Annotated in this window: 25 protein-coding genes; 18 read left to right on the top strand and 7 right to left on the bottom strand. The window is 40.4% G+C overall.

The features are described from left to right. Positions 1-26 precede the first annotated feature (26 nt). The 6 genes from rpoD (at position 27) to AC6CIB_RS13625 (ending at position 5,946) form a co-directional block, all read left to right on the top strand. Entirely contained in the window at positions 27-1,157 is a 1,131-nt protein-coding gene (gene rpoD / locus AC6CIB_RS13650) for an RNA polymerase sigma factor RpoD (protein ID WP_148969711.1), read from the top strand. Between the two features lie 118 nt (positions 1,158-1,275). Then, positions 1,276-1,815: a hypothetical protein gene (locus AC6CIB_RS13645; protein ID WP_498281514.1), complete on the top strand. Its 540-nt coding sequence runs from the start codon at positions 1,276-1,278 to the stop codon at positions 1,813-1,815. Between the two features lie 162 nt (positions 1,816-1,977). Next, entirely contained in the window at positions 1,978-3,120 is a 1,143-nt protein-coding gene (locus AC6CIB_RS13640) for an acyl-CoA dehydrogenase (RefSeq protein WP_498281512.1), read from the top strand. Positions 3,121-3,628: 508 nt separating this feature from the next. Continuing rightward, the gene (gene cccA, locus AC6CIB_RS13635) at positions 3,629-4,003 is read left to right on the top strand and encodes a cytochrome c550 (protein WP_498281510.1); all 375 of its coding nucleotides are present in this window, start codon (positions 3,629-3,631) and stop codon (positions 4,001-4,003) included. Positions 4,004-4,120: 117 nt separating this feature from the next. Then, a complete protein-coding gene (locus AC6CIB_RS13630; protein ID WP_498281508.1) occupies positions 4,121-4,831 on the top strand; it encodes a tRNA (adenine(22)-N(1))-methyltransferase in 711 nt (236 codons plus the stop codon). After that, on the top strand, positions 4,828-5,946 hold the full coding sequence (locus AC6CIB_RS13625; RefSeq protein WP_498281506.1) for a Nif3-like dinuclear metal center hexameric protein: 1,119 nt from the start codon (positions 4,828-4,830) through the stop codon (positions 5,944-5,946). The genes AC6CIB_RS13630 and AC6CIB_RS13625 overlap by 4 nt, the downstream gene beginning before the upstream one ends. Before the next feature lie 41 nt (positions 5,947-5,987). Here AC6CIB_RS13625 and AC6CIB_RS13620 read toward each other — a convergent pair whose 3' ends face one another. Beyond that, positions 5,988-6,944 (bottom strand): 4-hydroxy-3-methylbut-2-enyl diphosphate reductase, encoded by a 957-nt coding sequence (locus AC6CIB_RS13620; RefSeq protein ID WP_498281504.1) that lies wholly within the window; start codon positions 6,942-6,944, stop codon positions 5,988-5,990. 816 nt (positions 6,945-7,760) lie between these two features. Further along, positions 7,761-8,471, bottom strand: a complete 711-nt coding sequence (gene vrrA / locus AC6CIB_RS13615; protein WP_498281502.1) for a VrrA/YqfQ family protein — start codon at positions 8,469-8,471, stop codon at positions 7,761-7,763. Between the two features lie 316 nt (positions 8,472-8,787). On the opposite strand from vrrA, the gene AC6CIB_RS13610 reads away from it, so the two are divergent. Together AC6CIB_RS13610 and AC6CIB_RS13605 are read left to right on the top strand one after the other, a co-directional pair. Beyond that, positions 8,788-10,095, top strand: coding sequence for a DEAD/DEAH box helicase (locus AC6CIB_RS13610; protein WP_498281500.1), 1,308 nt, complete (start codon positions 8,788-8,790; stop codon positions 10,093-10,095). Between the two features lie 71 nt (positions 10,096-10,166). Beyond that, the gene (locus tag AC6CIB_RS13605) at positions 10,167-11,060 is read left to right on the top strand and encodes a deoxyribonuclease IV (RefSeq protein ID WP_498281498.1); all 894 of its coding nucleotides are present in this window, start codon (positions 10,167-10,169) and stop codon (positions 11,058-11,060) included. A gap of 56 nt (positions 11,061-11,116) precedes the next feature. Here AC6CIB_RS13605 and AC6CIB_RS13600 read toward each other — a convergent pair whose 3' ends face one another. Further along, positions 11,117-11,371 (bottom strand): DUF2624 domain-containing protein, encoded by a 255-nt coding sequence (locus AC6CIB_RS13600; protein WP_498281496.1) that lies wholly within the window; start codon positions 11,369-11,371, stop codon positions 11,117-11,119. A gap of 90 nt (positions 11,372-11,461) precedes the next feature. On the opposite strand from AC6CIB_RS13600, the gene AC6CIB_RS13595 reads away from it, so the two are divergent. The 5 genes from AC6CIB_RS13595 to AC6CIB_RS13575 all read left to right on the top strand — a co-directional run bounded on the left by AC6CIB_RS13595 (position 11,462) and on the right by AC6CIB_RS13575 (position 16,075). Continuing rightward, positions 11,462-12,343: a YitT family protein gene (locus AC6CIB_RS13595; RefSeq protein ID WP_498281494.1), complete on the top strand. Its 882-nt coding sequence runs from the start codon at positions 11,462-11,464 to the stop codon at positions 12,341-12,343. 151 nt (positions 12,344-12,494) lie between these two features. Beyond that, the gene (locus AC6CIB_RS13590; protein ID WP_498281492.1) at positions 12,495-13,271 is read left to right on the top strand and encodes a metal ABC transporter ATP-binding protein; all 777 of its coding nucleotides are present in this window, start codon (positions 12,495-12,497) and stop codon (positions 13,269-13,271) included. An 18-nt stretch (positions 13,272-13,289) separates the two neighbouring features. Next, the gene (locus AC6CIB_RS13585) at positions 13,290-14,147 is read left to right on the top strand and encodes a metal ABC transporter permease (protein ID WP_498281490.1); all 858 of its coding nucleotides are present in this window, start codon (positions 13,290-13,292) and stop codon (positions 14,145-14,147) included. Positions 14,148-14,150: 3 nt separating this feature from the next. Next, positions 14,151-14,567: a Fur family transcriptional regulator gene (locus AC6CIB_RS13580; RefSeq protein ID WP_044339634.1), complete on the top strand. Its 417-nt coding sequence runs from the start codon at positions 14,151-14,153 to the stop codon at positions 14,565-14,567. A 1,148-nt stretch (positions 14,568-15,715) separates the two neighbouring features. Continuing rightward, positions 15,716-16,075: a DUF1499 domain-containing protein gene (locus AC6CIB_RS13575; protein ID WP_498281488.1), complete on the top strand. Its 360-nt coding sequence runs from the start codon at positions 15,716-15,718 to the stop codon at positions 16,073-16,075. Positions 16,076-16,094: 19 nt separating this feature from the next. Here AC6CIB_RS13575 and AC6CIB_RS13570 read toward each other — a convergent pair whose 3' ends face one another. Continuing rightward, a complete protein-coding gene (locus AC6CIB_RS13570; protein ID WP_498281486.1) occupies positions 16,095-16,673 on the bottom strand; it encodes a hypothetical protein in 579 nt (192 codons plus the stop codon). 346 nt (positions 16,674-17,019) lie between these two features. Between AC6CIB_RS13570 and AC6CIB_RS13565 the strand changes: the two genes are divergently transcribed. Continuing rightward, complete coding sequence (locus tag AC6CIB_RS13565) at positions 17,020-17,400, top strand: DUF4190 domain-containing protein (RefSeq protein WP_498281484.1); 381 nt, start codon at positions 17,020-17,022, stop codon at positions 17,398-17,400. Between the two features lie 83 nt (positions 17,401-17,483). Here the strand turns inward: AC6CIB_RS13565 and ispG are convergent, their stop codons facing one another. Both ispG and yqfZ read right to left on the bottom strand, forming a co-directional pair. Next, on the bottom strand, positions 17,484-18,587 hold the full coding sequence (gene ispG / locus AC6CIB_RS13560; protein WP_187443688.1) for a flavodoxin-dependent (E)-4-hydroxy-3-methylbut-2-enyl-diphosphate synthase: 1,104 nt from the start codon (positions 18,585-18,587) through the stop codon (positions 17,484-17,486). 123 nt (positions 18,588-18,710) lie between these two features. Further along, positions 18,711-19,073, bottom strand: coding sequence for a protein YqfZ (yqfZ, locus tag AC6CIB_RS13555; protein WP_498281482.1), 363 nt, complete (start codon positions 19,071-19,073; stop codon positions 18,711-18,713). 53 nt (positions 19,074-19,126) lie between these two features. On the opposite strand from yqfZ, the gene AC6CIB_RS13550 reads away from it, so the two are divergent. From AC6CIB_RS13550 to AC6CIB_RS13540, 3 genes are all read left to right on the top strand, one after another. After that, positions 19,127-20,314 (top strand): MFS transporter, encoded by a 1,188-nt coding sequence (locus tag AC6CIB_RS13550; RefSeq protein ID WP_498281480.1) that lies wholly within the window; start codon positions 19,127-19,129, stop codon positions 20,312-20,314. Positions 20,315-20,394: 80 nt separating this feature from the next. Further along, positions 20,395-21,990 (top strand): methyl-accepting chemotaxis protein, encoded by a 1,596-nt coding sequence (locus AC6CIB_RS13545; protein ID WP_498281478.1) that lies wholly within the window; start codon positions 20,395-20,397, stop codon positions 21,988-21,990. Then, a complete protein-coding gene (locus AC6CIB_RS13540; protein ID WP_498281476.1) occupies positions 21,972-22,202 on the top strand; it encodes a hypothetical protein in 231 nt (76 codons plus the stop codon). Before AC6CIB_RS13545 ends, AC6CIB_RS13540 begins: the two co-directional genes overlap by 19 nt. Here AC6CIB_RS13540 and AC6CIB_RS13535 read toward each other — a convergent pair. Continuing rightward, positions 22,161-22,934 carry a DUF1189 domain-containing protein gene (locus AC6CIB_RS13535; RefSeq protein WP_498281474.1) on the bottom strand — a complete coding sequence of 258 codons (774 nt, stop codon included), beginning with the start codon at positions 22,932-22,934 and terminating at the stop codon, positions 22,161-22,163. The two genes, AC6CIB_RS13540 and AC6CIB_RS13535, sit on opposite strands and share 42 nt — an antisense overlap. A 245-nt stretch (positions 22,935-23,179) precedes the next feature. On the opposite strand from AC6CIB_RS13535, the gene AC6CIB_RS13530 reads away from it, so the two are divergent. Then, positions 23,180-24,808: a Na/Pi cotransporter family protein gene (locus AC6CIB_RS13530; RefSeq protein WP_498281472.1), complete on the top strand. Its 1,629-nt coding sequence runs from the start codon at positions 23,180-23,182 to the stop codon at positions 24,806-24,808. The last annotated feature ends 57 nt before the right edge of the window (positions 24,809-24,865 follow it).

Here is a 24,865-nt window from a genome sequence, read left to right as displayed (position 1 = left end):
TAAGGAAGTTGGAAGGAGGGGAACAAATGGCTGAAAAGTCAGCGCGTTCCAAACAAATAGCGTCAGAATTAACAGTTGATCAGGTGAAAGAATTTTTAGTTAACCAAGGTAAGAAAAGAGGAGTCCTCACATACGAAGATATTGCCGATAAATTATCAGGGTTTGAGTTAGATTCCGATCAAATGGATGAATTCTACGAACACTTAGGTGAACAAGGTGTAGAAATTATCAATGAAAATGACGAAGATGATGATCCGGGTGCAACGGAGTTAGAGAAAGAAGAGGAAGAAGAATTCAATCTGAATGATTTAAGCGTTCCTCCAGGAGTTAAAATAAATGATCCTGTTCGTATGTATCTGAAAGAAATTGGAAGAGTGGATCTTTTATCTGCAGAGGAAGAGATAAATCTTGCCAAGAGAATTGAAGAAGGCGATGAGGAAGCTAAGCGACGTCTTGCTGAAGCGAACCTACGACTTGTTGTCAGTATTGCCAAACGTTACGTTGGTCGAGGTATGTTATTTTTAGACCTTATCCAAGAAGGAAATATGGGTCTGATTAAAGCGGTAGAAAAGTTTGATTACCGTAAAGGATACAAATTCAGTACGTATGCAACTTGGTGGATTCGCCAAGCCATCACCCGTGCGATCGCTGACCAGGCCAGAACGATTCGTATTCCGGTTCATATGGTTGAAACCATTAACAAACTTATTCGTGTGCAAAGACAGTTATTGCAAGACTTAGGGCGTGAACCGGCACCGGAAGAAATTGCAGAAGAAATGGATCTGACACCTGAAAAGGTTCGGGAAATCCTTAAAATCGCTCAAGAGCCAGTATCCCTTGAAACACCAATCGGTGAAGAAGACGATTCCCATCTTGGTGACTTCATTGAAGATGCAGAAGCACAATCTCCTTCAGAACATGCTGCTTACGAACTTTTAAAAGAACAGCTTGAAGATGTACTGGATACTTTAACAGATCGTGAAGAAAATGTTCTTCGTTTACGCTTTGGTCTGGACGATGGCAGAACCCGCACCCTTGAAGAAGTAGGGAAAGTCTTCGGTGTAACAAGGGAACGTATTCGTCAAATAGAAGCAAAAGCTCTTAGAAAACTGCGTCATCCAAGCAGAAGCAAACGATTAAAGGACTTTTTAGAATAGAACCCCAATTACTGCCTCTATTGTGCATAGAGGTGGTTTTTTTTGCTCGAAATAAAGGGTTTTCCATCACCTTTGACGAATGTAGCTAAAAGATTTAACAGATAAAGGTGTGACAACTGTGAAAACAGTAAAAAATTCAAGAAAAAAATTGATTGTGGATGAAATACTACTTTGGAAGCAAGCCGATATGCTGCCACAGCACTATTCCGACTATCTCCTTACATTATATACCGAAGGAGAAGGTATGGAACACAATGATCAAAAGAATGCCAAAAAGAAAACAATGCTTAAAGACTTCTTATTTGCAAATTGTGCGATATTAATTTCATTATTTGTCATTTATTTTACTGAATTGTCAATCGTTTTGCAAACAACGATTTTGGCAAGTTTTGTCGGATTATTAGTAGAGATAGGAATTTATTATACTAAAAAACAATTATCACCTTTACTCTTGTATATGGCTGCCGCTTGTATACTTCTTCTGGCCTCCATAGATATAACAGAAGAGTTATTCGGTGGGAGTTCTTTTGGAATGTACATAACCTTATTTCTGAACTGTTTCCTTTGGATAAGTGCAGGTTTGAAATGGAGGCTGAGTTATTTTTCCCTTTCAGGTTTGGCAGGGGGAATCCTACTAATTATTTTTATATTACTATAACTTCTGAAAATTTAAAAGTTTTTTAAAGTTGAGAAAATTCACTATTCCCTTTTATAATAAGAATGAGAGCGCATTCATAGAGTGCAGTGATTATGCTTAAAAGCGCTATTATGGAAATGGGTTAGGGCTTTCAGTCATCAAAGTTAGACAAGGGGGATAAGGATGAATTTCGACTTAACACAAGAACAAACAATGATTAAGAAGACAATCAGGGAATTTGCTGAAGAAGAAGTGGCTCCTGGTGCATTAGATCGGGACCGCACAAAGGAATTTCCTAAAGAAATTTTCAAAAAGCTTTCTGATCTGGGGATGATGGGACTTCCGTTTCCAGAGGAATATGGGGGGGCAGGTGCCGATACGGTCAGTTTCGCAATCGTAACCGAAGAGCTTAGCCGGGCATGTGCGTCGACAGGTATTACGTACTCTGCGCATATTTCACTGGGTGGAGCACCGATTAACTTATTTGGTTCTCATGAACAAAAGCAGGAATACTTAACGCCAATCTGTACAGGGGAATCGTTTGGAGCTTTCGGCCTGACTGAACCCAATGCAGGTTCTGATGCAGGCGGAACCCAAACCACTGCAGAAGATAAAGGTGATAAATGGGTTATAAACGGTAATAAGTGCTATATTACCAATGCAAGCTATGCGAATCATCTCGCTTTAACAGCGATTACAGGAAGAAACAATGGAAATAAGGAAATTAGTGCAATTATCGTTCCGACTAAAGCAAAAGGATTTACGGTAATCGATAATTATGAAAAAATGGGGCTTCATTCATCAAACACGACTGAGTTGGTCCTTGAAAATGTAGAAGTGCCGAAGGAAAACCTGTTAGGAAAGCAAGGAGAAGGATTTAAGCAGTTCCTTGTCACCCTGGATGGGGGCAGGATTGGAATCGGTGCTATGGCTGTCGGTGTGGCACAGGCTGCATTTGATAAAGCACTGCAGTATTCCAAGGAAAGAAAGCAATTTGGCAAAACTTTATCACAGTTTCAAGTCACTCAATTTAAGCTGGCAGACATGGCAATGAAGATTGAACTGGCAAGGAATATGGTTCATAAGGCAGCATGGTTGAAAGATCAAGGAAGACCATTTTCGAAAGAAGCTTCGATGTGTAAGCTATACGCTTCAGAAATCAGTATGGAAGTAGCAGATGAAGCCATTCAGATTCACGGTGGATACGGATACATGAAAGAATATCATGTTGAAAGATATCTACGTGATGCCAAACTCCTTGAAATCGGAGAAGGGACCTCAGAAGTCCAGAGAATGGTCATTTCAAGGCTTATCGGTTGTCAATAAGGTGAAAACACGATAAGACAAATTAGGAGCTCTATTGGTCCTCTAATGGGCAGTAGGGCTCTTCTTCATTCAATGAAAAACTCACCGTCTTCTAAGTGAATGGTTTTTTTCTAATGTCTTCTCGTACAAATTGTTGCTTTTTTAAAAAAAGTCCTGTCAAAACAAACCATTGAAGTTGATTCTCGCTGCAGGTGCTCGACTCCTGCGGGAGAAGCGGGACAGGTGAGACCCCGCAGGCGAAGCAAGAGGAGGAGGAGGCTCACCGCCCGCCCCGCGGAAAGCGAGCATCCTGTTGCGGAAATCAACCTCTACTCGCTTTGGGTTAGGTACGACAATTTTAAATTAAGAGACTTATGAAAAGAAAGAATTTCACACGAAATGTGTCTAATTTGTGAGAAAGATGGAAAAGTTAATTGATAGTACTTTTACTTTGTCGTTTTTTACAGTAAAATATAAAGTGTTGAAAAGAGCACTATTTTTGGATGTTGTACATAAAGGAGGTTAAATCATGAATCGTAATCCAATAATTCCATTCATACTAATCATGGCTCTTGGAATTGGTCTTGTTTTCTTCTTATCTTTAGAAGGCCTTAACAACGCTAATGAAAAAGCAAAAGAAGAAGGTCACGGGGAAATGGAAGGTAAAGAAGGCGAACAGGCTTCAAGCGGAGAATTCGATCCGGAAGCTAAATACAAAGAGTCTTGTATATCTTGTCATGGTGGAAACTATGAAGGTGGCGCCGGTCCTGCTCTTAAAGGAACAAAGCTGTCTAAAGACGAGATCAAAGAAACGATCAAAAATGGTAAAGGTATGATGCCGGCTGGTCTAGTTGAAGAAGAAAATCTGGATGCTATGGCAGACTGGATCAAGTCACTTAAATAATCAATGATTGAAAAAGGTTCTTTGTCTTTTGGGCAAAGGACTTTTTTTATCGGGAAAAGTTGGTTAGAATGATTATCGTACATGATTTACCCAATAAAAATGATTAAAGGTGAACGAATGAATATTCAACAATTATCAAAACGACTAGAAACAGTTGTGTCATACATACCCACGCAATCTAAAATCGCTGATATCGGTTCAGATCATGCATACTTACCGTGCTATGCCGTCAATAAAGGCATTGCTTCCTTTGCAATCGCAGGAGAAGTAGTGAAAGGACCATATCTTTCTGCCAAGAAACAAGTGGAAGATGCCCAATTAACTCAGGAGGTAGAGGTGAGGTTTGGAAATGGTCTGGAAGTGATTGCTCCAGGTGAAGTAGATTGTATTACGATTGCCGGAATGGGAGGCACATTGATTGCCTCTATCTTGGAGGCAGGTAAAGCAAAGCTGACCAATCAACCCAGGTTAATTCTTCAGCCGAATGTGAGTGCAAGATCCATCCGAACGTGGCTCATGGACAATGAATGGGACTTAGTAGGGGAAGAAATTCTTGAAGAAGATGATAAGGTATATGAAATTTTAGTGGCGGAGAAAGGAAATCCGAGACACCACTACTCTGGTGAGCTTGAAAAAGAGTTGCTGCTCGGTCCTTTTTTGATGAAGGAGCGCAACGATGCATTTATGAAAAAATGGAATCAGGAGCTTCATCAATGGAAGAATATATTGAATAACATGGAAAAAGCGGAAAAAACCGATGGGTTGGAAGAACGAAAACGGGAACTTATTCAAAAAATACAAATGGTGGAGGAGGTTCTTATCCCATGAAGACAGTAAACGGTCATGAGATCATTCAGCTGTTTGAACAATTTTCACCTAAATATTTAGCAGAAGAAGGGGATCCGATTGGTCTTCAAGTTGGTAAGTTGAACGAAAAGGTTGAGAATGTGATGATCACCCTTGATGTATTGGAGAATGTGGTGGATGAAGCAATTGAAAACAATGTGAAATTAATTATTGCCCACCACCCACCGCTTTTTCGTCCATTAAAGTCCCTGCAAACGGACACGTATCAGGGACGAATGATTGAGAAATTAATCAAGCATGATATTGCCGTGTATGCGGGTCATACGAATCTTGATGTGGCGACAGGGGGAGTGAATGACCTTTTATCCGACATGCTGAATTTGCAGGATACGTCTGTACTCATCCCTACTCACAATGAGGAGCTCCGTAAATTGGTCGTTTATGTGCCAAAAGAAAACGCAACGGAACTTCGAACGGCCCTCGGTAATGCAGGAGCCGGGCACATCGGGAACTATTCACATTGCAGCTTCTCGACTGAAGGAAAGGGAAGATTCCTCCCTGAGGAGGGCACGAACCCGCATATCGGTAAGCAAGGTTCCCTCGAGGAAGTAGCAGAAGAGAAGGTGGAAACGGTTTATCCTGTTTCTTTAGAAAAAAAAGTGTTGAAATCGATGTTTACCCACCATCCTTATGAAGAAGTTGCCTATGATATCTATTCCCTTAAAAACGGATCACCTGCTTTAGGATTAGGTAGAATCGGACATTTACAGAATGAGATGAGTCTTAAGGAATTTGCTTTAGTTGTGAAAGAAACATTTGGTATGGACGGAATCAGAGTCATTGGTGATGGGGAAGCGAAAGTGAAGAAAGTAGCAGTGCTTGGCGGAGATGGAAATAAGTTTATCGGGAAAGCGAAAAGACAGGGAGCGGATGTATTCGTTTCAGGCGATATTTATTACCACACCGCCCACGACGCCATGATGATGGGGCTGAATGTCGTTGATGCAGGACATCACATCGAAAAAGTCATGAAGGATGGAGTGGCCTGTTATTTAGCGAAAAAATCCTCGGAAAAAGGGTATATCGTCAATATATTCGCGTCAAAAGCTGAAACCAACCCATTTACGTATATGTAAAGATGGAAGGCCCCTTAGAATTTCTAAGGGGCCTTTCACGTTTATTTTGTTCCCAATTTAGCTTTTCGTACTTTAGGGAGAATTTTATTTAATGGAACATTTCGCTCTCTTGTCCAAGTGGATTCATCTTTTGGATTAAAAGCTTCAAGGAATTTAATGACTTCTTTTACGATTGGAGTAGGAGTGGATGCACCGGCTGTTACAGCAACGATGTTGGCATCTTTAATCCATTCTATATCCAATTCACTAATGTCGGAAATTCGATGTGCTGGAGTACCTGCGATATCCTTTGATACTTGAGCGAGCCGATTGGAGTTATTACTCTTAGGATCTCCAACGACGATGAGAACATCTGCATCTCCAGCTTGTTCAGCAACTGCTTCTTGGCGAACCTGGGTAGCCAGGCATATTTCTTTGTGCAGCTCAACGTGAGGATACATTTCCTTCACTTTATCCATTGTATCCAATACATCCCATTGACTCATCGTCGTTTGGTTTGTCACAATGATTTTTTCGTTTTCAATTGAAAGTTCTTCTACATCTTCTGCTGTTTCCACGAGATGCACGATCTCAGGTGCAACCCCGACAGCCCCTTCAGGCTCTGGATGTCCTTTTTTACCGATATAGATCACGTCATAGCCTTCTGCTTCTTTAGCGCGAATCAGATCATGGGTTTTCGTTACATCGGGACACGTTGCATCCAGTGTAACAAGTCCTTTTTGTTTGGCTATTTCTTTCACTTCAGGAGATACTCCATGAGCCGTGAAGATAACCGTTCCTTCATTTACTTGTTCGATGATTTCTTTTCTGTTGCTGCCATCCAGGGTAATGATCCCATCTTCTTCGAATGCGTCAGTCACATGCTTGTTGTGAACGATCATGCCTAAAATATAAATTGGACGAGGAAGCGATTTGTCTAATGCGGCGTTTCTTGCAATGACCATTGCATCTACAACACCGTAACAATAGCCTCTCGGAGTAATCTTAATAATTTCCATCTATGAATATCCTCCTACATGAGAAAAGGTTCTGTCTTCATTATAAAGGAGAACAGTCTTCCTGACAAAGAGAACGATAATATTGTGAACCTTTCCCTCTTGAAATGCCTTTGATTGGTGGTTAAATAAAAGGCTCTTTTCGTAAAGAATATTGTTTTTTTAACATAGTGTCTGCTAGATGGTGAGGAGAACTGCTTCGCTTGCAGCGTTCGGCCAAGCCTCCTCAGCTTCGCTTCCGGGGGCTTGGCACGACCAAAATCCGCCGGAGTCTACGCAGTTCCCCTCACCATCTTTAAGAGATTTTTCGTGACAGAGCTAAAAGGTGTCAAAAAACAATCTAATTTGAAAACGAATTCTTCTTCTTCAATCGGACATTAACCTCTTCTCACCTTAAAGAGGTGGTTTGCTAGAAGTTTTTGTGTTTTTATTGATTTCGTTTAAAGAAACATGCTCAGAAAGTTAATTGGAGCGGAAGGATGCTCGACTCTTTTCGGGAATAGCGGGAGAGTTAGAAAAACGGAGGGGCTTTGCACAGGGGCGACAAGCATAAGTCGAGTCTGCTGAAAAGGCGCTTTTTGCCTTTTTGGCAGACTTGGCTTATGACCTCGAGCCCCTAAGCCCCGTAGCTGGACAGGTGAAACCCCACAGGAGCGCAGCGACGAGGAGGCTCACCGCCCCCTGCCCCCCGCGGAAAGCGAGCATCCTGTAGCGGAAATCAACTAATACATTCTTCTCAAAGATAGTCACAAACTTTGCGTAAAACGACAATAAAAAAATCCCTAAGCAGGTGATTCAGTACCTTTAGGGATCCTGGACTTAAATATACAGTTTGGGTTTTGATCCTGATTTAGACTTTGATGGCGCCTGGTTATCATCACTATTATCTGAAATTTCTACCGGTGGTTTCTTCTTCTTTTTTTTCTTAACGGTGGGTTCGACTTCAGGGATGTCGATATCCTCTTTGATTTCTTCGCTATTCCCGTCGTCGGATGCATCATCGACAGACATATCTTTGAATCCACGATATAACTTCCATAGTGCCGGGATATTTTTCACCATAGGTCCATATTGTTGGAACATCGGACCCAGCTGTTGAGCGGTCTGGAGCATTTGCTGTGTATTGGATAAAAATGAATTCACATTCCCGGGGTTCAATAGGCTCTGGAGGATTCCGCCAGCGGCCTGGGGAGATCGTTCAAAGCCAGTCGTATTGGAAGATGAATCCCCCCTGGAAAATTGTTGTAATAATCCTCCGCCGGCATTTTGATTATCACCCTTTTTAAGAAACTTAGACAATAAACCACCTTTACCTGGCCCCCGGCTTCTTCCTCTCTGATTCATCCCCAGATTGAATCCCTGATTTTGACGTTGTCCTCCAAATTGAAACGGAGGTGGCTGCGTCTGCCCCGGTCCAAAGCTGTTTCTTCCAGGCTGCTGCATTCCGAACCCGTTGAATCCCCGCTGCTGTCTCATTCCGAAAGGATTTCGCATATCCTGGCCCTGATTCCTCATTCTTCTAGGCGACATAATGACAGCCTCCTTTCATTCGAATAAATTCCTCGTCATTATAGAGTATGCAATAGCTGAAAAAAGGGTATTCATACAAATATCATCTTAAATTAAAATAAGTATGAACTAGATGTTTTGCCAAAAAAATATTATAATGGTTAGATGTTCTTTAAATATGACGCTTACTAAACTGTTACGTTAAGATAAAATCACTCACGATGATAAAGTGATCCGTAAATTTTATATATATCTATGGTGATGATGTGTACGAGAAGACATCCATCCCGATAACAGCGTAAATAAAAGGATATTTTGATAAAAGGAGATGTAAAGAATGAAAAAGAATTTATTTCTACAATTCGGATTCCAGTCTTTCATTAATGAAGCTGTAGAAGAGCAGGGTTTCTACGAACCAACAGAAATTCAAAAGAAAATGATCCCACTGATTTTAAAAGGGCAAAGTGCGATTGGTCAATCCCAGACAGGAACGGGAAAAACACATTCATATCTATTACCGATCATTGAGAAGGTGAATGCAGCTTCTGAACAGGTACAAGCAGTGATAACTGCTCCAACACGAGAACTGGCACAACAGATCTATCAAGAAGTACTAAAGATCACGAAAGCTAGCAACATTGTTTCCCGCTGCTTTATTGGTGGAACGGACAAGCAGAGAACGATTGAAAAATTAAAGAACCAGCCCCATATTGTGGTTGGTACTCCTGGCCGAATCAATGATTTAGTGAAAGATCAAGCCTTGTTTGTTCATACTGCTAGTCAACTGGTGATTGATGAAGCCGATCTAATGCTGGATATGGGATTCATTGAAGACGTGGATCAGATTGCCGCTAAGATGCCTGAAAAATTACAAATGCTAGTATTCTCTGCGACGATTCCAGAGAAACTGAAGCCATTCTTGAAAAAGTATATGGAAAATCCACAATATGCACATGTTGAGCCCGAGCAGCTATCGGCAAAGAATATCCAACATGTAATCGTCCCTCTTAAGAGTCGCGATAAAATTAACCTTTTGTACAATATTTTAGTGGATATTAATCCATATTTAGGTATCGTTTTCACCAATACAAAACAAAAAGCAGATGAAGTCGCAGATGCTTTGATCGCTAAAGGTTTAAAGGTTGGACGGATTCACGGAGACCTTTCTCCCCGTGAGCGTAAGAAAATGATGAAGCAAACGAGAAACCTGGATTATCAGTACATCGTAGCGACTGATTTAGCAGCAAGAGGGATCGATATTGAAGGTGTAAGTCATATCATTAACTTTGAACTGCCACAAGATCTCGATTTCTATGTTCACCGTTCAGGCCGTACAGCGCGTGCCGGTAATAGCGGAATTGCCTATACCATTTATACACCTTCGGATGAAGATGCATTGAATCGTCTGGAGAAGCTCGGAATCAGCTTTGCTCATCAAGACATTAAAAAAGGGGAATGGTCTGAGTTACCACCCCTGAACAAACGTAAGAACCGTCAAAAAACGAATGTTGATGAGATTGATGAAAAAGCTAAATCAATGGTTCGAAAACCAAAAACAGTTAAACCAGGCTATAAAAAGAAAATGAAATACAAAATGGATCAAATCAAGAAACGTGAGAGAAGAAAGAAAAACAGAAGCAAATAAGTGTTTTAACGTGATTCATTTGTACACATTCGATACAATATAGAGAGAGATTTTCTTAGGAGTTGAGAAGAATGGTTAAGATTGGATCCCATGTTTCAATGAGTGGTAAAAAAATGTTATTATCTTCCAGTGAGGAAGCCGTTTCCTATGGAGCTAATACATTTATGATCTATACAGGTGCACCTCAAAATACGAGAAGAAAAAAGATCGAAGACTTAAATATTGAAGCAGGTATCGCTCACATGAAAGAAAATGGGATAGAGGACATTATCGTGCATGCTCCCTATATCATTAACATCGGAAATACGACGAACCCTGCTACATTTGAATTAGGTGTCAATTTCCTCCGTTCTGAAATCGAGCGCACAGAAGCTCTAGGAGCGGGGCAGATTGTGCTTCACCCGGGTGCTCACGTAGGTGCAGGAGCAGATAAGGGAATCGAAAAGATCATTGAAGGTCTGAATGAAGTATTAACCAAAGACCATAAAGTGCAAATTGCATTGGAAACAATGGCAGGGAAGGGTTCAGAATGTGGAAGATCTTTTGAGGAATTAGCTCAAATCATCAATGGAGTAGAACTGAATGACCGCCTTTCTGTTTGCTTCGATACTTGTCACACCCATGATGCAGGATATAATATTGTGGAAGATTTCGATGGAGTCTTGGAGGAATTCGATAAGATTGTCGGGATTGATCGCTTAAAGGTTCTTCACATTAATGATAGTAAGAACGAACGGGGAGCAAGTAAAGACCGCCATGAAAATGTAGGATTCGGACATATCGGATTCAAAGCACTGAACTATATTGTGCATCATCCACAGCTGCAAGAGGTACCTAAGATTCTGGAAACACCATATGTAGGGGAAGATAAGAAAAATAAAAAACCTCCTTACAAGTTCGAAATTGACATGCTTCGCAATCAAACTTTCGATGAAGATGTATTAACGAAAATTCTGAATCAATAAAAAAAGGCAATAGAGGAGGTCATCTCTCATCAAAAGGGACGCCTCCTCTTCTTTTACTATCTGATTAGCTGCAAAAAGAGTTGGTTGATTTCCTTCGCCTTGGCAGGACCTATGATCCTGGCTAAGTTCTTCACCAATTTACTGCGTTTGCTGTCATCAAAGATATTAATGTTCTTTCCTTTAACACTCGCGACGATGCTTGTTGCCTGCTGGGACGTCAATGAAATGTTATATTGATCGGCGTACTTTAATAATTCTTCATTTGTGATATTGTTGATTTTGTGATTAATCACGTTTTGTAATAGCTTCATGTTTATCACTCCTCATCAGATACATATGTAACTCCTGATCAGAAAGTGACATTTTTATAAGAAAATAAAGTGAAAGGAAAGGAATTGACGATGCCCCAAAGAGTACATAAAAAAGAAAGTCCCCTTCATTTTATTTACCGATTGATCTTTATTACGATTGGAGCAGCCTTAGCTGCTATATCCATTGAGTTGTTCCTTGTTCCAAATAATATTATCGATGGTGGAATTATTGGTGTTTCGCTGATTTTAGATTATTTAGTTTCAGACACCATTCCATTTGTAAACTTTGCAACCCTGCTGGTTCTTCTAAATCTCCCTTTCATGTATTACGGGTATAAACATATCGGGAAAACCTTTGTCGTTTCTTCTCTGTTTGCCATTATTGCGCTGGCAGGAATTGAAAGCCTTTTACACCATATTGATCCGTTTGTAACAGAGAAAGTGTTAGCCACTGTTTTTGGAGGCTTGACTCTTGGAGTTGGGGTCGGCCTTGTGATACGTCATGGTGGATCTCTGGATGGAACTGAAATCCTTGGTATTCTTTTAACGAAGAAGCTTCCATTTTCAGTGGGGGAGTTTGTTATGTTCATCAATATTTTCATTTTCGCCTGGGCAGCATTTGTCTTCGGACTTGAAGAAGCGATGTATTCCGTTATGACCTACTATATAGCCTTTAAGACAATTGATACGGTGATTCAGGGAATGGATGAAACGAAGGCCGTTATCATTGTTTCTGACCATTACCTTGATGTATCCGACGCAATACTAAAAAGACTTGGCAGGGGAACAACCATGTTAAAGGGGCGTGGAGGTTACACAGATAATGATAAAGAGGTCATTTATGTCGTGGTCACCAGACTTGAAGTAACAAAGTTGAAATCCATTGTTTCTGATGTAGATCCCAATGCATTCATTACGATTATGAGTACACAGGAAACAAAGGGTGCACGATTTAAGTCTGCCATTCATTAATGCAGCATTCAAGTAAAGGACTGCTCACTCATATTGAGCAGTCCTTTCATTATGGTATCAGGGTATGAATATTTACAATTGTGCACCCATCATGTATACTACCATATGTACTTTTAAATCGTAATGATTCTTATAAAGAGAGATGATTAAAATGGATACTACAAATCCTATTATAAAAATAGAAGATGTGAATTTCAGATATGAGCGGGAAAGAGTGCTCGAGGATATTAATCTAAGCATTCCCAGAGGGGCATTCCTTGGGATCGTCGGACCTAACGGTTCAGGAAAATCGACCTTACTAAAGCTTGTTCTGGGACTTTTACGAGTGAAACAAGGGAATATTGAGCTATTTGGGATCCCTCAGCATAAATTCAAACAATGGGATCGAATAGGGTTTGTTTCCCAGAAAGCCAATAGCTTCAATACAGGTTTTCCAGCCACGGTTTATGAGGTGGTGGCGAGCGGATTAGCGAAAAAAGCAGGTTTGTTCAAGAGGATTTCATCTAAATATAAATTAGATGTTTATAGAGCCATAGAATCGGTTGGGATGAGTCAATACGCTAAACGCAATATTGGAGAATTATCAGGAGGACAACAGCAAAGGGTGTTTATTGCCCGGGCGCTCGTCAGCCAGCCTGATGTATTGATTCTTGATGAACCGACAGTGGGAGTGGACAGTCAAAACGTCCAAAACTTCTATGATATGTTAGAAACCTTAAATAAAGATTTAGGGATTACACTCGTTCTTGTCACACATGACATAGGATCAATTTCGAACAAAGTGACACATGTCGCTTGTTTAAATAAACACTTACATTTCCATGGCAAAACAGAAGAGTTTGAAATGCTAAAGGAAAATCAGCTTTCCTCTTTTTATGGTCATGATGTACATTTTTTAAATCATGAGCATGAACACCATCATTCATGATCGATTGGAGGGAAGACAATGCTTCAAGCTATTTTTCAATATGAATTTTTACAAAATGCATTTCTTACGGGGATTCTCATTGGAATCATCGCACCCTTACTAGGAGCATTCATCGTCGTAAGGAGGCTCTCTTTAATAGCGGATGCCTTGAGTCACGTCACTCTGTCAGGTATTGCAGCGAGCCTGTATTTAAGTAAAACAATGCCTGCTTTTTCGGGATTGAATCCACTCTATTTTGGAATGGTCTTTTCTGTCATGGGCTCCTTGTTTATTGAACGTTTGCGTATGTTATATAAGCATTATCAGGAGCTTGCGATTCCGATCATCCTATCTGGAGGAATCGGGATAGGGGTCATCTTCATTTCTCTAGCAGACGGTTTTAATACCGATTTATTTAGTTATTTGTTTGGTAGTGTCAGCGCAGTCAGCAGAGGTGATTTGTATCTGATTGGAGGAATCAGCGTTCTTGTGATAGGCGTGATTTTTCTGCTTTATAAAGAATTGTTTCTTCTATCCTTTGATGAAGATCATGCAAAGGCGTCAGGTATCCCCGCTAAGGCGATCCACTTTATCTTTATGGTCATGGTAGCACTTGTGATTGCCGCTTCCATGCGCATCGTCGGGATCCTGCTGGTTTCGTCTCTTATGACATTACCGGTTGCTGCAAGTATCAGAATTGCCAATGGATTTAAACAAACGATTGGGTTTTCACTGTTATTCGGTGAAATTTCTGTAATTGTTGGATTGATCAGTGCGTTCTATTTGAATCTTGCACCAGGTGGTACGATTGTCATGACGGCGATTTTAATCCTTCTCATTACAATTGTGATTAAGAAAATAAGAACGTCGAGTCATTCTTCTAAAGTTGAGGTGTAGAAAGTGAATGTAACGGAAGCAATGGACCTGTTAAAATCAAAAGGATATAAGCATACAGGAAAACGGGAGCAATTACTTGAACTGTTTTCCAGCTCTAATAAATATTTGACGGCCAGGGATGTTTTGGAAAATATGAAAGCTGATTACCCGGGGCTCAGTTTTGATACAATCTACCGTAATTTGAGCTTGTTTGTTGAACTTGAGATCTTGGAAGAGACTGAACTCTCAGGTGAAAGACATTTTCGATTTACATGCGAAAGTCATCACCATCATCATCACTTCATTTGTATGGATTGTGGGAAAACGAAAGAAATTCACACATGTCCCATGGAAGCACTTAAAGAAAATTTAACGGATACAGGGTATGATATATCCGGTCATAAATTCGAAATTTATGGTAAATGCCCCCAATGTCAGTAGAGAGATCCTTTAGGGTCTCTTTTTTCTTGGCTCTTTTCATAAAGTTTGTTGTTATTTAAGAGAAGATAGTAGTAGTTGATTTCTGCTACAGGATGCCCGCTTTCCGCGGGGCGGGCGGTGAGCCTCCTCGGCTTCGCCTGTGGGGTCTCACCTGTCTAGCTACGGGGCTTAGGGGCTCGAGGTCATAAGCCAAGTCTGCCAAAAAGGCAAAAAGCGCCTTTTCAGCAGACTCGATTTATGCTTGTCGCCCCTGTGCAAAGCCCCTCCGCTTTTCGTACTGTCTAGCTACGGGGCTTAGGGGCTCGAGGTCATAAGCCAAGTCTGCCAAAAAGGCAAAGAGCACCTTTCCGACAGACTCGTCTTATGCTTGTCGCCCCTGGGCAAAGCCCCTCCGCTTTTCGTACTGTCCAGCTACGGGGCTTAGGGGCTCGAGGTCATAAGCCAAGTCTGCCAAAAAGGCAAAGAGCACCTTTCCGACAGACTCGACTTATGCTTGTCGCCCCTGTGCAAAGCCCCTCCGCTTTTCGTACTGTCCAGCTACGGGGCTTAGGGGCTCGAGGTCATAAGCCAAGTCTGCCAAAAAGGCAAAGAGCACCTTTCCGACAGACTCGTCTTATGCTTGTCGCCCCTGGGCAAAGCCCCTCCGCTTTTCGTACTGTCCCGCTATTCCCGCAGGAGTCGAGCACCTGCAGCGAGAATCAACTTTCTGAGCATGTGTCTTTAAAAGAATTAAATAAAAACAAAAATTTTTAGCAAACCAAATAACTCATTGTAAGGTGTGTATAGGTTGATTTCTTTTGGAGGAAGAAAAATTTTGTTTTCTAGTTTGATTGTTCTTTGACACCTTTAGCTCTGTCACGAAAATCTCTTAAAGATGTTGAGGGGAACTGCGTAGACTCCGGCGGATTTTGGGCGTGCCGAGACCCCGTTCGGCTAAGCTGAGGAGGCTCGGCCGAACGCTAGCTGCAAGCGGAGCAGTTCCCCTCACCATCTAGCACACACTGTTTGACAGAGCTCAAGCAGACCATATGTTAAACACACAATCATTGTGAAAAGAGCCTTTTTTTATTGAAATGTCCAGAGTTTAAGTGAAGGTAAAAGAGGGAAAAGACGCAATTATACAGAAGGAATAGAGGAGAGATGCAGCCATGGAAACTGTCCCTTTTACTCACTGCCCAACGAATAAAAAAAACTGTGTGAGCACAATTGATCTCACATCATATCATCGAATAGCACCACTTCCCATCAGTGGAAGCACAGAGGATGCGAAGGCGAAAATCCGCAACACCATCAGTAAGTTCGATCATGTAGAGATCAGGGAAGAGAAGTCACATTATGTGCATGCGGTTTTCACATCAAAGTGGTTGAAATTCAAGGATGACCTTGAACTCTATATTGATGAAAGCACCAACCTTCTACATATCAAGTCAGGTTCACGTCTCGGATATTATGATTTTAAAGTGAATCGGAAACGGGTGGAACAATTTAAAGATTTATTTAATAAGTAAGGGAAAAAGCCTCTTACGATTAGAGGCCTTTTGATTCATTTTGAAGCCAGGTTTGAACCCAGGAGTTCGCTTCCCGCCAGTCATTTACGCGAATGACTCCATCAGGGATCGGTTTTTGATTGTATGGTGTGTTAAATAACAGAACCGGAATCGATAGTTCTTCAGAAATCGCTACAGCATTATCATGTTTGTCTTCAAAGAAAATATCGACACCGTGTTTTTTTGCTGTTAAAATTTTGTCATGTGAGCCAATTAATTCGATGTGATGATACATCAAATCTTGTGAATTAAACCATTCTTTAGTTAATTGAATGAGATCGGATCTTCTTGCACTTATAAAATAAAGCTCATGTATTTCTTTCCATTGATCCAATATTTTCTTTGCGCCAGGAGCAAGGGGAGATTCTTTGTAAATGGTTGGTTCTGCTTCCTTAAACCATTTCCCGAAAGTGTGAGGTGAAATATCCAGAACCTCTGTCAGTTCGTATTGGGTGATGTCTTGTAAGGTTAAATTCAACTTAAAATAATCATTTATGTGAGGCAGTAAAGATTCAGGTGACGTAACTGTCCCATCAATATCGATTCCAAAACGTTTCATTCTTTATCATGCTCCTCTTTATAAAAACTCCTTCAAGTTTATCATATTTCTGACCAGTAGATAAACGATGTTTACACAAATGCTCTTTTCGTAAAGTTTGTTGCTATCTTAGAGAAGAAAGTAGTAGTTGATTTCCCCTCACGATCCAGCTCACACTGATTGACAGAGCCCAGGCAGACCATATGAAAAAACAATAAAATCTTTGCAAAAAGAAGCCTTTCAAAAGCAATTAATGGTTTGAAAAGTGAAAGTCAGCTAACAAAAATGACAAACATTAGCATAGTAAATATAGAGAAGTGACACACAATAAGAAGGCTCCCAAACACAGAAAGTGAGGGATTGCTGTATGAATGATGAACGACGCGAATTAAACAGCGTTGATCGAAATCTAAAAGATATCGACGTGTATTACGACAATCCGGAAACAGATGTGAGTAAAGAATACCGTGAAGAAACAGCAGCAGAAATTGCTGCTCCAATGAGTGTAAGCCGCGACTTTGAAGAGGATGCCGCCCGAGATACGACAACATCAGGTCGTGTTTTGGGTTACTCTGCACTTGCTCTATCCATTCTTTCCTTATTTATTCTCCCGGTAATCATGGGAGCTGCGGGAATTGTTCTTGGATTCGTGGCAAGAAGACGAGGAGCAGAAATGCTCGGTGCCTGGGCAATCGGAATTGGGGCCGTATCGATAATTATTGGATTATTTGTACTGCCGTTCTTTTAAAAATAACACTATTTCTTGAAATTGGGAGCGTTTCAAGAAATAAAAAAAGGGGACTGATCGAGATCAGTCCTCTTTACATGCATTTAAACTTCTTGTTCTTTCTTTTCTGCTTCTTGCTGTGCAAAATATTCTTCTGCGATTTTGTCGATCTCTTTCTTTAATTCCTCAACCATCGTCTCTTCAGGAACTTTACGGACAGTCTTTCCTTTTCGGAATAATAGTCCTTCACCACGAGCCCCGGCAATACCGATATCGGCTTCTCTGGCTTCACCTGGTCCATTTACTGCACATCCAAGGACAGCCACTTTGATTGGTGCTTTAATGGTGGAGATGTACTCTTCTACTTCATTGGCAATTGAAATTAAGTCGATTTCGATACGGCCGCATGTAGGACACGAAATTAAGGTAGCAGCATTTGAAGCTAATCCAAACGACTTTAATAATTCTCTGGCTACTTTCACTTCTTCAACAGGGTCAGCACTTAAGGAAATACGCAGTGTATTACCAATGCCAAGACTTAGAATCGCCCCTAGCCCTGCTGCACTCTTTACAGTTCCTGCAAATAATGTACCTGATTCAGTGATTCCGAGGTGAAGGGGGTAGTCAAATGCTTTAGCTGCTTTCGTGTATGCTTCTATTGCTAAGTTCACATCAGATGCTTTCATGGAAACGATTATGTCATGAAAATCTAAATCTTCCAGGATCTTGATGTGGTGAAGGGCACTTTCTACCATACCGTCAGCCGTTGGGTATCCGTACTTTTCAAGAATTTTTCTTTCCAAGCTTCCGGCATTTACCCCGATTCGAATTGGAATCCCTTTTTCTTTCGCTGCTTTGACAACGGCCTCCACTTTTTCACGGCGACCGATATTTCCTGGGTTGATCCGGATTTTATCGGCTCCGCCTTCAATCGCTTTTAAGGCTAGTTTATAGTCAAAATGTATATCGACAACAAGTGGAATATTGATTTGTTTCTTAATATCAGCTATCGCGTCTGCTGCGCGTTCATCTGGACAAGCTACCCGGACAACCTGACAACCTGCTTCTTCGAGACGGTGAATCTCTTTAACCGTTGCTTCAACATCATGTGTCTTTGTAGTAGTCATACTTTGGATAACAAGTTCATTGTTACCGCCGATAGTTAAATCTCCGACTTTGACCGGACGTGTTTTTGAACGATGTATAATTTCACTCAAGTGTAATTCGCTCCTTTAGAAAGGTTCTCAAACTTTCATTATAAGTAATACGAAGCTATTGTAACAGTGTTTTGTGTGAAATGACAAGAAATAGGTGTTTTTTGAATGCCTGGATTATTGATAATTCGGGATTTTGTAGGTTTTCCCGATCTGGATCTTTGCAGGAGGAACATTATTTAATTCTTCGAAATCAGTAATCACACGTTCAATGGAAACAGGCATAGAACCATCAAGAAGATCTTCTGCAAGACTTAAGACTGTATCACCGGGCTTGACCTCCATTTCCACGTAAGGTATGGATGAGGGATCTTCCTCAGCAGATTCCTGTGAAGCGGTTGGAGACGCCTGACTAACCTGTGGCTGGGCTGTTGCGACAGTGGATTCTTTATAAAGCAGCCGTAAGGTTCCCTTATTTAAATCATAATAGACACTATAAAGAAGAATGATAATACCAAAGAAAATAGCCATTCTTTTCATATATACTTTCCTCCCGGGTTTTTTAGAATCTGACTATGAAGGGGTTACGAATCATGACGAATAAGCTTCTCCAACTGGTAATCGGATTACTACCCATATTAATGGTACTGGGAAATTCTATGCTTATTCCCATTCTCCCGAGTATTGAAGCGGATTTACATTTGACTAGCAGCTGGTCTGGTTTTATTTTAAGCTCATTCACCATTCCTGCAGCAGTGGTGATTCCGTTTGTGGGGATGTTGTCGGATCGCTTTGGACGTAAACGATTAATCATTGTTTCACTTTGGATAATGATTCTGGGAAGTGTACTTTGTGTTGTGAGCGGAGAAGTAAATGAAATTGTTAGTCTTTTCATGATTGGCCGAGGATTACAAGGTGTGGGGGCCGCTGGAACGACACCTCTGGCCATGGCATTGATCGGTGACATCTTTCAGGGACAGGAACGCTCAAGGATGTTAGGCTCGTTAGAAGTGTTTAATGGGATAGGCAAGGTAGTCGCACCTCTTACTGGTGCCACACTAGCTATCCTTGTCCATTGGAATCATGCATTTTGGGTGTTTCCTGTATTGTGCGTGGTGATTTTAATAGGACTTAGAGAAACGATTGAAACGAAAGAGGGTTATCACAAGGCTGATAAAAAGAACCTGTACTCCATCCTTATTTCAAAGGGACGCTTATTATTTCCACTATATACGATTGGAGGGATAGGCTTATTTTTATTATTCGGCATTCTCTTCTTTCTTTCCTACCATATTGAAAATACTTTTCATATTGATGGCTTTTTCAAAGGATTTACATTTATCTTTCCACTTGGCGCGATGACCATTAGCTCTTACTGGTGTGGGGGGAGGTTAAAGACGGATGAGGAACTCGGATGGAGGTATATGAAATGTGGATTGTTAATGATGTCGGTCCCATTAGGCTTTCTGATCTTTTTTTCATCATTGGGGTTTTTAATGTTCTTTATTACGGTAAGCTTTGGTGGATTAGGCTTGATGCTGCCGGTCATTAATACCTTTATTACGGGAAGTGTATCGGAGCATGAACGGGGATTGGTTGTCAGTATTTATGGAGCTGTGAGGTTCGGGGGGGTTGCACTTGGACCTATTGCTTACAGCCTTTGGAGAGACGATGTGTTGGAAATGTATTTGATCACCTTTGCTTTTTCTCTTCTTAATTTGTTGTTATTTATGCTTATCGCCAAGCGTAGGAAGGGGGTCTTTCGTCCTAAAATTCAATAAACCTTTACTCCACCTTTACATTTCCTTCATCTTTCTTTGAGAAAATGAAGTGTGGAAAGATGAGGGAAGGGTGTATAATTTTGTCGGAAAAACTAAACTTCAAACGAGAATGGCTCTGGGGAATTAATACGGTGAAAATGATTGATCCGTTTACCAAGTTATCATTAAAGAATCGATTATTGATTGTCATTTTACCCCTGGTTGCCATTACAGGCTCGACAATTGGGAGAATATCCTATATAAAGTCCAAACAGGCAACGATCCATTTAATGGAGCAGCGATTGGACCGTGAAGTGACGTCGATGAGAGATATAGCACAAAGCTTGATGCTCCTTTATATTGGAAAACAAGAACAGTTTGAAAAAAAGCTAGACGATGTGATTATGAAGCAGGATGCTGCACTAATCCAGGACAATATAGAGGCACAATTCTTTTTTATCAAAGATTCGAAAGCAGTCCCTTTTTCAGTAAGTAAACGTTCTGAATTACGATTTGAGAAACCCCTTATTGATCGAATTGAAAATCTTGAAAAAGGAACCATTCAAACCACCATCAAGGGTGAGGCATATACGTTAGCATTTCATTCGATTCAGGAGCTGCAAGGTGAATACGTGATGGTTGTTCCTCAGGAAGAGTATATGCAAGACATTCGGTCAATGGATGCCTATACAATGGTTATGATTGGTCTAAGTGTAGGGATTGCCTTTATCATTGTCCTATTATTGGTGAGCCGGCTAACCTCCCCGATCGCTGAATTGCGAGAATCAATGAAGAAAATAAGAGATGGGGATCTTGCAGCAAACGTTCCTGTGGAAACGACGCTGCCGGAAATTGTTTCCCTTCAAAAAAGTTTTGATTCGATGGTATTGAAAATGAAAGACTTAATACATAATATTCATCAAACAACAGACAGTTTAGCTTCTACAGGGATTAAGCTTCAATCCTCTTCATCAGAACTATTGAAAGAAAATGAGTATATGGTAGAAACTGTGAGAATGGTGAAAGTGGGGGCAGAACAAACGGCGGGTACTTCTGAAGTAAGTGTCAACCACTTCCAAGAAATGAATATGACTGTCAAATCCATATTTATGAAAATGAATTCCGTCTTTGAGAAAACAATGGATATGAACGAATCAGCGGGTGTCGTGGAGTACAAGGTTGATAAAATGGTTGAGGGGTTGAACAGGGGATCCGGCGACTTCAAGCATATGAATAAGATCATTCAAGATGTCAATGATCAATCATCCTCCATCGTCACTGTAAGTTCATTGATTAATCAAATTGCTGAACAAACGAAACTCCTTGCCCTCAATGCCACGATTGAAGCCGCAAGGGCGGGTGAATCCGGTCGTGGATTTGCTGTTGTAGCGAATGAAGTGAAGAAGCTTGCAGATCAATCATCAGATGCTACGAAGAATATTAGTGAAACCATTCATAAAATGGAGTCAATTTCTTTAAATGCTTCCAGGCAATTCGAACAATTTTTCAAAGAATTTCATCACTTCGTCTCAGAAGCTACAGAAACACGAGAATCGTTTGATTTGTTAAAAAATGAAATAGATGGTGTCAGCAGGGATCTGCAAAATATGAAGGCGATTTGGGCTACTTTGAAATATCTCTCCCAAAAGTGGAAGCTTCAACAGAGGCCTTTTCTTACGTGTCACAAGAAACGTTAGCGGGAACGGACCAAATGCTTGCTGCCTTTGTAGAGCAGCAGGAAAAAGTAAGGAATACACATGAAGTAGGGGAGGAACTATTAATCGCCTCTAACCAATTAGCAGGCAATTCAAGATATAAAGTGTACATGAAAGAAGAGTCCCTGTCTCCATTAAGACAGGGACTTTTGCTATGCACGTATTCTCTTTTGAGGAATCTCTTTCACGACTAAGTAAAGAATAACGGTGATCACAAACCAATCCAATATCGGGGCTGCAGGAATATAGGTTTGCAGCATTTCCATTAGGGTAAAAAATAAGGTGGAAACCGTTGCGGAATAGGCTGTCATTCGAAAGCTTTGCCGGTAATTTGCATTCCGTTTAAGGACATTGGCAAACGTAACACCGATTATGGCGAATAGCGTGATCTTCAAGAACATCATTCCGGAAGTGAATAAGTAGAGAAAAAATAAGGCTACGGGAAGGAGAATCCATTTCATACCTATTAAAGAATCTAACAAATCAATTAAGCCATCTTTTGAAAGGGTTGTACTGCCAAATAAAGAATAGGAAGAAGATTGAACGTTTCCTTGGTTAATGACAACGAAGTTCTTTTTCAAAAATGCAATCGTATTTTCATTTTCATCAAGGTTTCTTTCCTGGAGTTCACCCGTACTATCAAAGATAATGGTCATTCCGTCTTTTTCGATTGTAATCGGTTCTATATCACTGGATGACAATGAACCATTCTCTATTGAAAAGGATGGAAATTCAGTTTCCACAGATTCTCTTACATTGTCAATGGCACTGGTAGCAAAAGATATAAATTGGATAGCTACAGGTAATATAGAAATAAGTGCCAGCAGAAAGACGTAACGGATCGTCTTGCCAATTCCCTGAAAGCGGAATGTTGCAATGTCTTTTGGGGAATAGATACTTTTATACAATTGTTGAAATACATTCATTTATATTTTTTCTCCTTTCATACGTACCATATCTATTTTATGCTTGTCTTTCTTCTTCAGCAAGTATCGAACACGTGAACAATTTGTAATAATTACATTTTGTAACGTAATTGTAATAAAAGACGAGTTTTATTAACATATTGTAAATTTGGAGTAAAAAGTATTTACCTTTGCTCTATAATATATTAAAAATGATATGGGGTTTTTGTTGTTTAGTGTCGAAAATTTATGTAGGGGTTGAAAAAATGGAATTAAATTGGCAAGAGATGTTGTTTCAGTTCTTTGGAGGTTTAGGGATATTCCTCTTTGGGATAAAGTATATGGGGGACGGACTTCAAAAGTCTGCCGGTGAACGCCTGAAAGAGATTCTTGATAAGTTCACGACCAACCCATTCATGGGCGTATTGGCAGGTATTTTTGTTACAGTCTTAATACAGTCCAGTAGTGGTACGACGGTTATCGTAGTCGGATTAGTAAGCGCAGGCTTCATGACACTGAGACAAGCGATCGGTGTCATCATGGGTGCGAATATAGGTACAACGGTAACAGCGTTTATCATTGGGATTGATATTGGAGCATATGCATTACCAATCATTGCAGTAGGAACAATTATGTTATTCTTCTTTAAGAATAAAAAAGTACACAATTTTGGACAAATGATTTTTGGTTTCGGTGCATTATTTTATGGATTGGAATTAATGGGTGGAGGAATGAAGCCTCTGCGTTCACTTGAAGCCTTTCATGACTTAACTGTAAGTATGAGTACAAATCCAATTCTTGGAGTAGTAATTGGAACTCTATTTACTGTAATTGTACAAAGTTCATCTGCAACTATCGGTATTTTACAAGAGCTATACAGTTCAGATTTAGTGGACATCCAGGCAGCACTTCCTATTTTATTTGGGGATAATATTGGAACGACCATTACAGCCGTTTTAGCAGCTTTGGGTGCTTCAGTCGCTGCAAGACGTGCTGCAGCAGTCCATGTACTCTTTAATCTGATTGGCTCAACCATCTTTTTAATCATTTTGCCATTTTTCACTAAGTTTGTTCTGTTTTTACAATCTTCATTTAACCTGAATGAACCGATGACAATCGCTTTTGCTCACGGCTCATTTAATATAACGAATACGATTATTCAGTTCCCGTTCATCGCCCTATTAGCGGTGATCGTCACGAAATTGATCCCTGGGCAGGATTCACTTGTTGATTATAACTCTAAACATTTGGATCCAATGTTTATTGAACAATCACCTTCTATTGCTTTAGGACAAGCTAAGGAAGAAGTACTTCGCATGGGTAAATTCGCTGTTAAGGGATTAGAAGAAACCAATGAGTTCTTGAAGTCAAAGAGCTCTAAGAATGCAGAGGCAGCTTATCAAATTGAAGGAGCCATTAACAATCTTGATAAGAAAATCACGAACTACCTGGTTGATTTATCTTCTGCTTCATTATCTGAAAATGAATCCGAGCGCCATTCCATATTAATGGATACCGTACGCGACATCGAACGTGTAGGGGATCATTTTGAGAATATTGTTGAATTGATTGAATACCAGCAGACCAACAAGGTTAAGATTACGGATGATGCAATGAATGACCTTGAAGTAATGTTTAATCTAACAATAGAAACAGTAGAAAAAGCGTTAAAATCTTTAGACTTAAACGATACTGATATTGCAAGGGAAGTAGCTGAAAAAGAAGATCAGATCGATAAAATGGAAAGAAAGCTTCGCAAAAAGCATATTCTGCGTATGAACGAAGGGAAATGTTCGGGACAAGCAGGTATTGTGTTTGTCGATATCGTAAGTAACTTAGAACGTATCGGTGATCATGCTGTCAATATTGCTGAAGCAGTATTGGGAGTAGAATAATACAAGTGCTGACTCATTTGAAATTTGTCAAATGGGTCAGTTTTTTTTATACTTTAT

This window comes from Rossellomorea sp. GQ25 (assembly GCF_059758515.1).
The sequence above is the reverse complement of the archived record's forward strand: the minus strand, read 5'-3'. Positions and strand labels throughout refer to the sequence as shown.

Excerpts from the sequence above, each read along its gene's own strand:
- rpoD (WP_148969711.1), top strand. The coding sequence starts at position 27 with ATGGCTGAAAAGTCAGCGCGTTCCAAACAAATAGCGTCAGAATTAACA.
- AC6CIB_RS13640 (WP_498281512.1), top strand. The coding sequence starts at position 1,978 with ATGAATTTCGACTTAACACAAGAACAAACAATGATTAAGAAGACAATC.
- cccA (WP_498281510.1), top strand. The coding sequence starts at position 3,629 with ATGAATCGTAATCCAATAATTCCATTCATACTAATCATGGCTCTTGGA.
- AC6CIB_RS13630 (WP_498281508.1), top strand. The coding sequence starts at position 4,121 with ATGAATATTCAACAATTATCAAAACGACTAGAAACAGTTGTGTCATAC.
- AC6CIB_RS13625 (WP_498281506.1), top strand. The coding sequence starts at position 4,828 with ATGAAGACAGTAAACGGTCATGAGATCATTCAGCTGTTTGAACAATTT.
- AC6CIB_RS13620 (WP_498281504.1), bottom strand. The coding sequence starts at position 6,944 with ATGGAAATTATTAAGATTACTCCGAGAGGCTATTGTTACGGTGTTGTA.
- vrrA (WP_498281502.1), bottom strand. The coding sequence starts at position 8,471 with ATGTCGCCTAGAAGAATGAGGAATCAGGGCCAGGATATGCGAAATCCT.
- AC6CIB_RS13610 (WP_498281500.1), top strand. The coding sequence starts at position 8,788 with ATGAAAAAGAATTTATTTCTACAATTCGGATTCCAGTCTTTCATTAAT.
- AC6CIB_RS13605 (WP_498281498.1), top strand. The coding sequence starts at position 10,167 with ATGGTTAAGATTGGATCCCATGTTTCAATGAGTGGTAAAAAAATGTTA.
- AC6CIB_RS13600 (WP_498281496.1), bottom strand. The coding sequence starts at position 11,371 with ATGAAGCTATTACAAAACGTGATTAATCACAAAATCAACAATATCACA.
- AC6CIB_RS13595 (WP_498281494.1), top strand. The coding sequence starts at position 11,462 with ATGCCCCAAAGAGTACATAAAAAAGAAAGTCCCCTTCATTTTATTTAC.
- AC6CIB_RS13590 (WP_498281492.1), top strand. The coding sequence starts at position 12,495 with ATGGATACTACAAATCCTATTATAAAAATAGAAGATGTGAATTTCAGA.
- AC6CIB_RS13585 (WP_498281490.1), top strand. The coding sequence starts at position 13,290 with ATGCTTCAAGCTATTTTTCAATATGAATTTTTACAAAATGCATTTCTT.
- AC6CIB_RS13575 (WP_498281488.1), top strand. The coding sequence starts at position 15,716 with ATGGAAACTGTCCCTTTTACTCACTGCCCAACGAATAAAAAAAACTGT.
- AC6CIB_RS13570 (WP_498281486.1), bottom strand. The coding sequence starts at position 16,673 with ATGAAACGTTTTGGAATCGATATTGATGGGACAGTTACGTCACCTGAA.
- AC6CIB_RS13565 (WP_498281484.1), top strand. The coding sequence starts at position 17,020 with ATGAATGATGAACGACGCGAATTAAACAGCGTTGATCGAAATCTAAAA.
- yqfZ (WP_498281482.1), bottom strand. The coding sequence starts at position 19,073 with ATGAAAAGAATGGCTATTTTCTTTGGTATTATCATTCTTCTTTATAGT.
- AC6CIB_RS13550 (WP_498281480.1), top strand. The coding sequence starts at position 19,127 with ATGACGAATAAGCTTCTCCAACTGGTAATCGGATTACTACCCATATTA.
- AC6CIB_RS13535 (WP_498281474.1), bottom strand. The coding sequence starts at position 22,934 with ATGAATGTATTTCAACAATTGTATAAAAGTATCTATTCCCCAAAAGAC.
- AC6CIB_RS13530 (WP_498281472.1), top strand. The coding sequence starts at position 23,180 with ATGGAATTAAATTGGCAAGAGATGTTGTTTCAGTTCTTTGGAGGTTTA.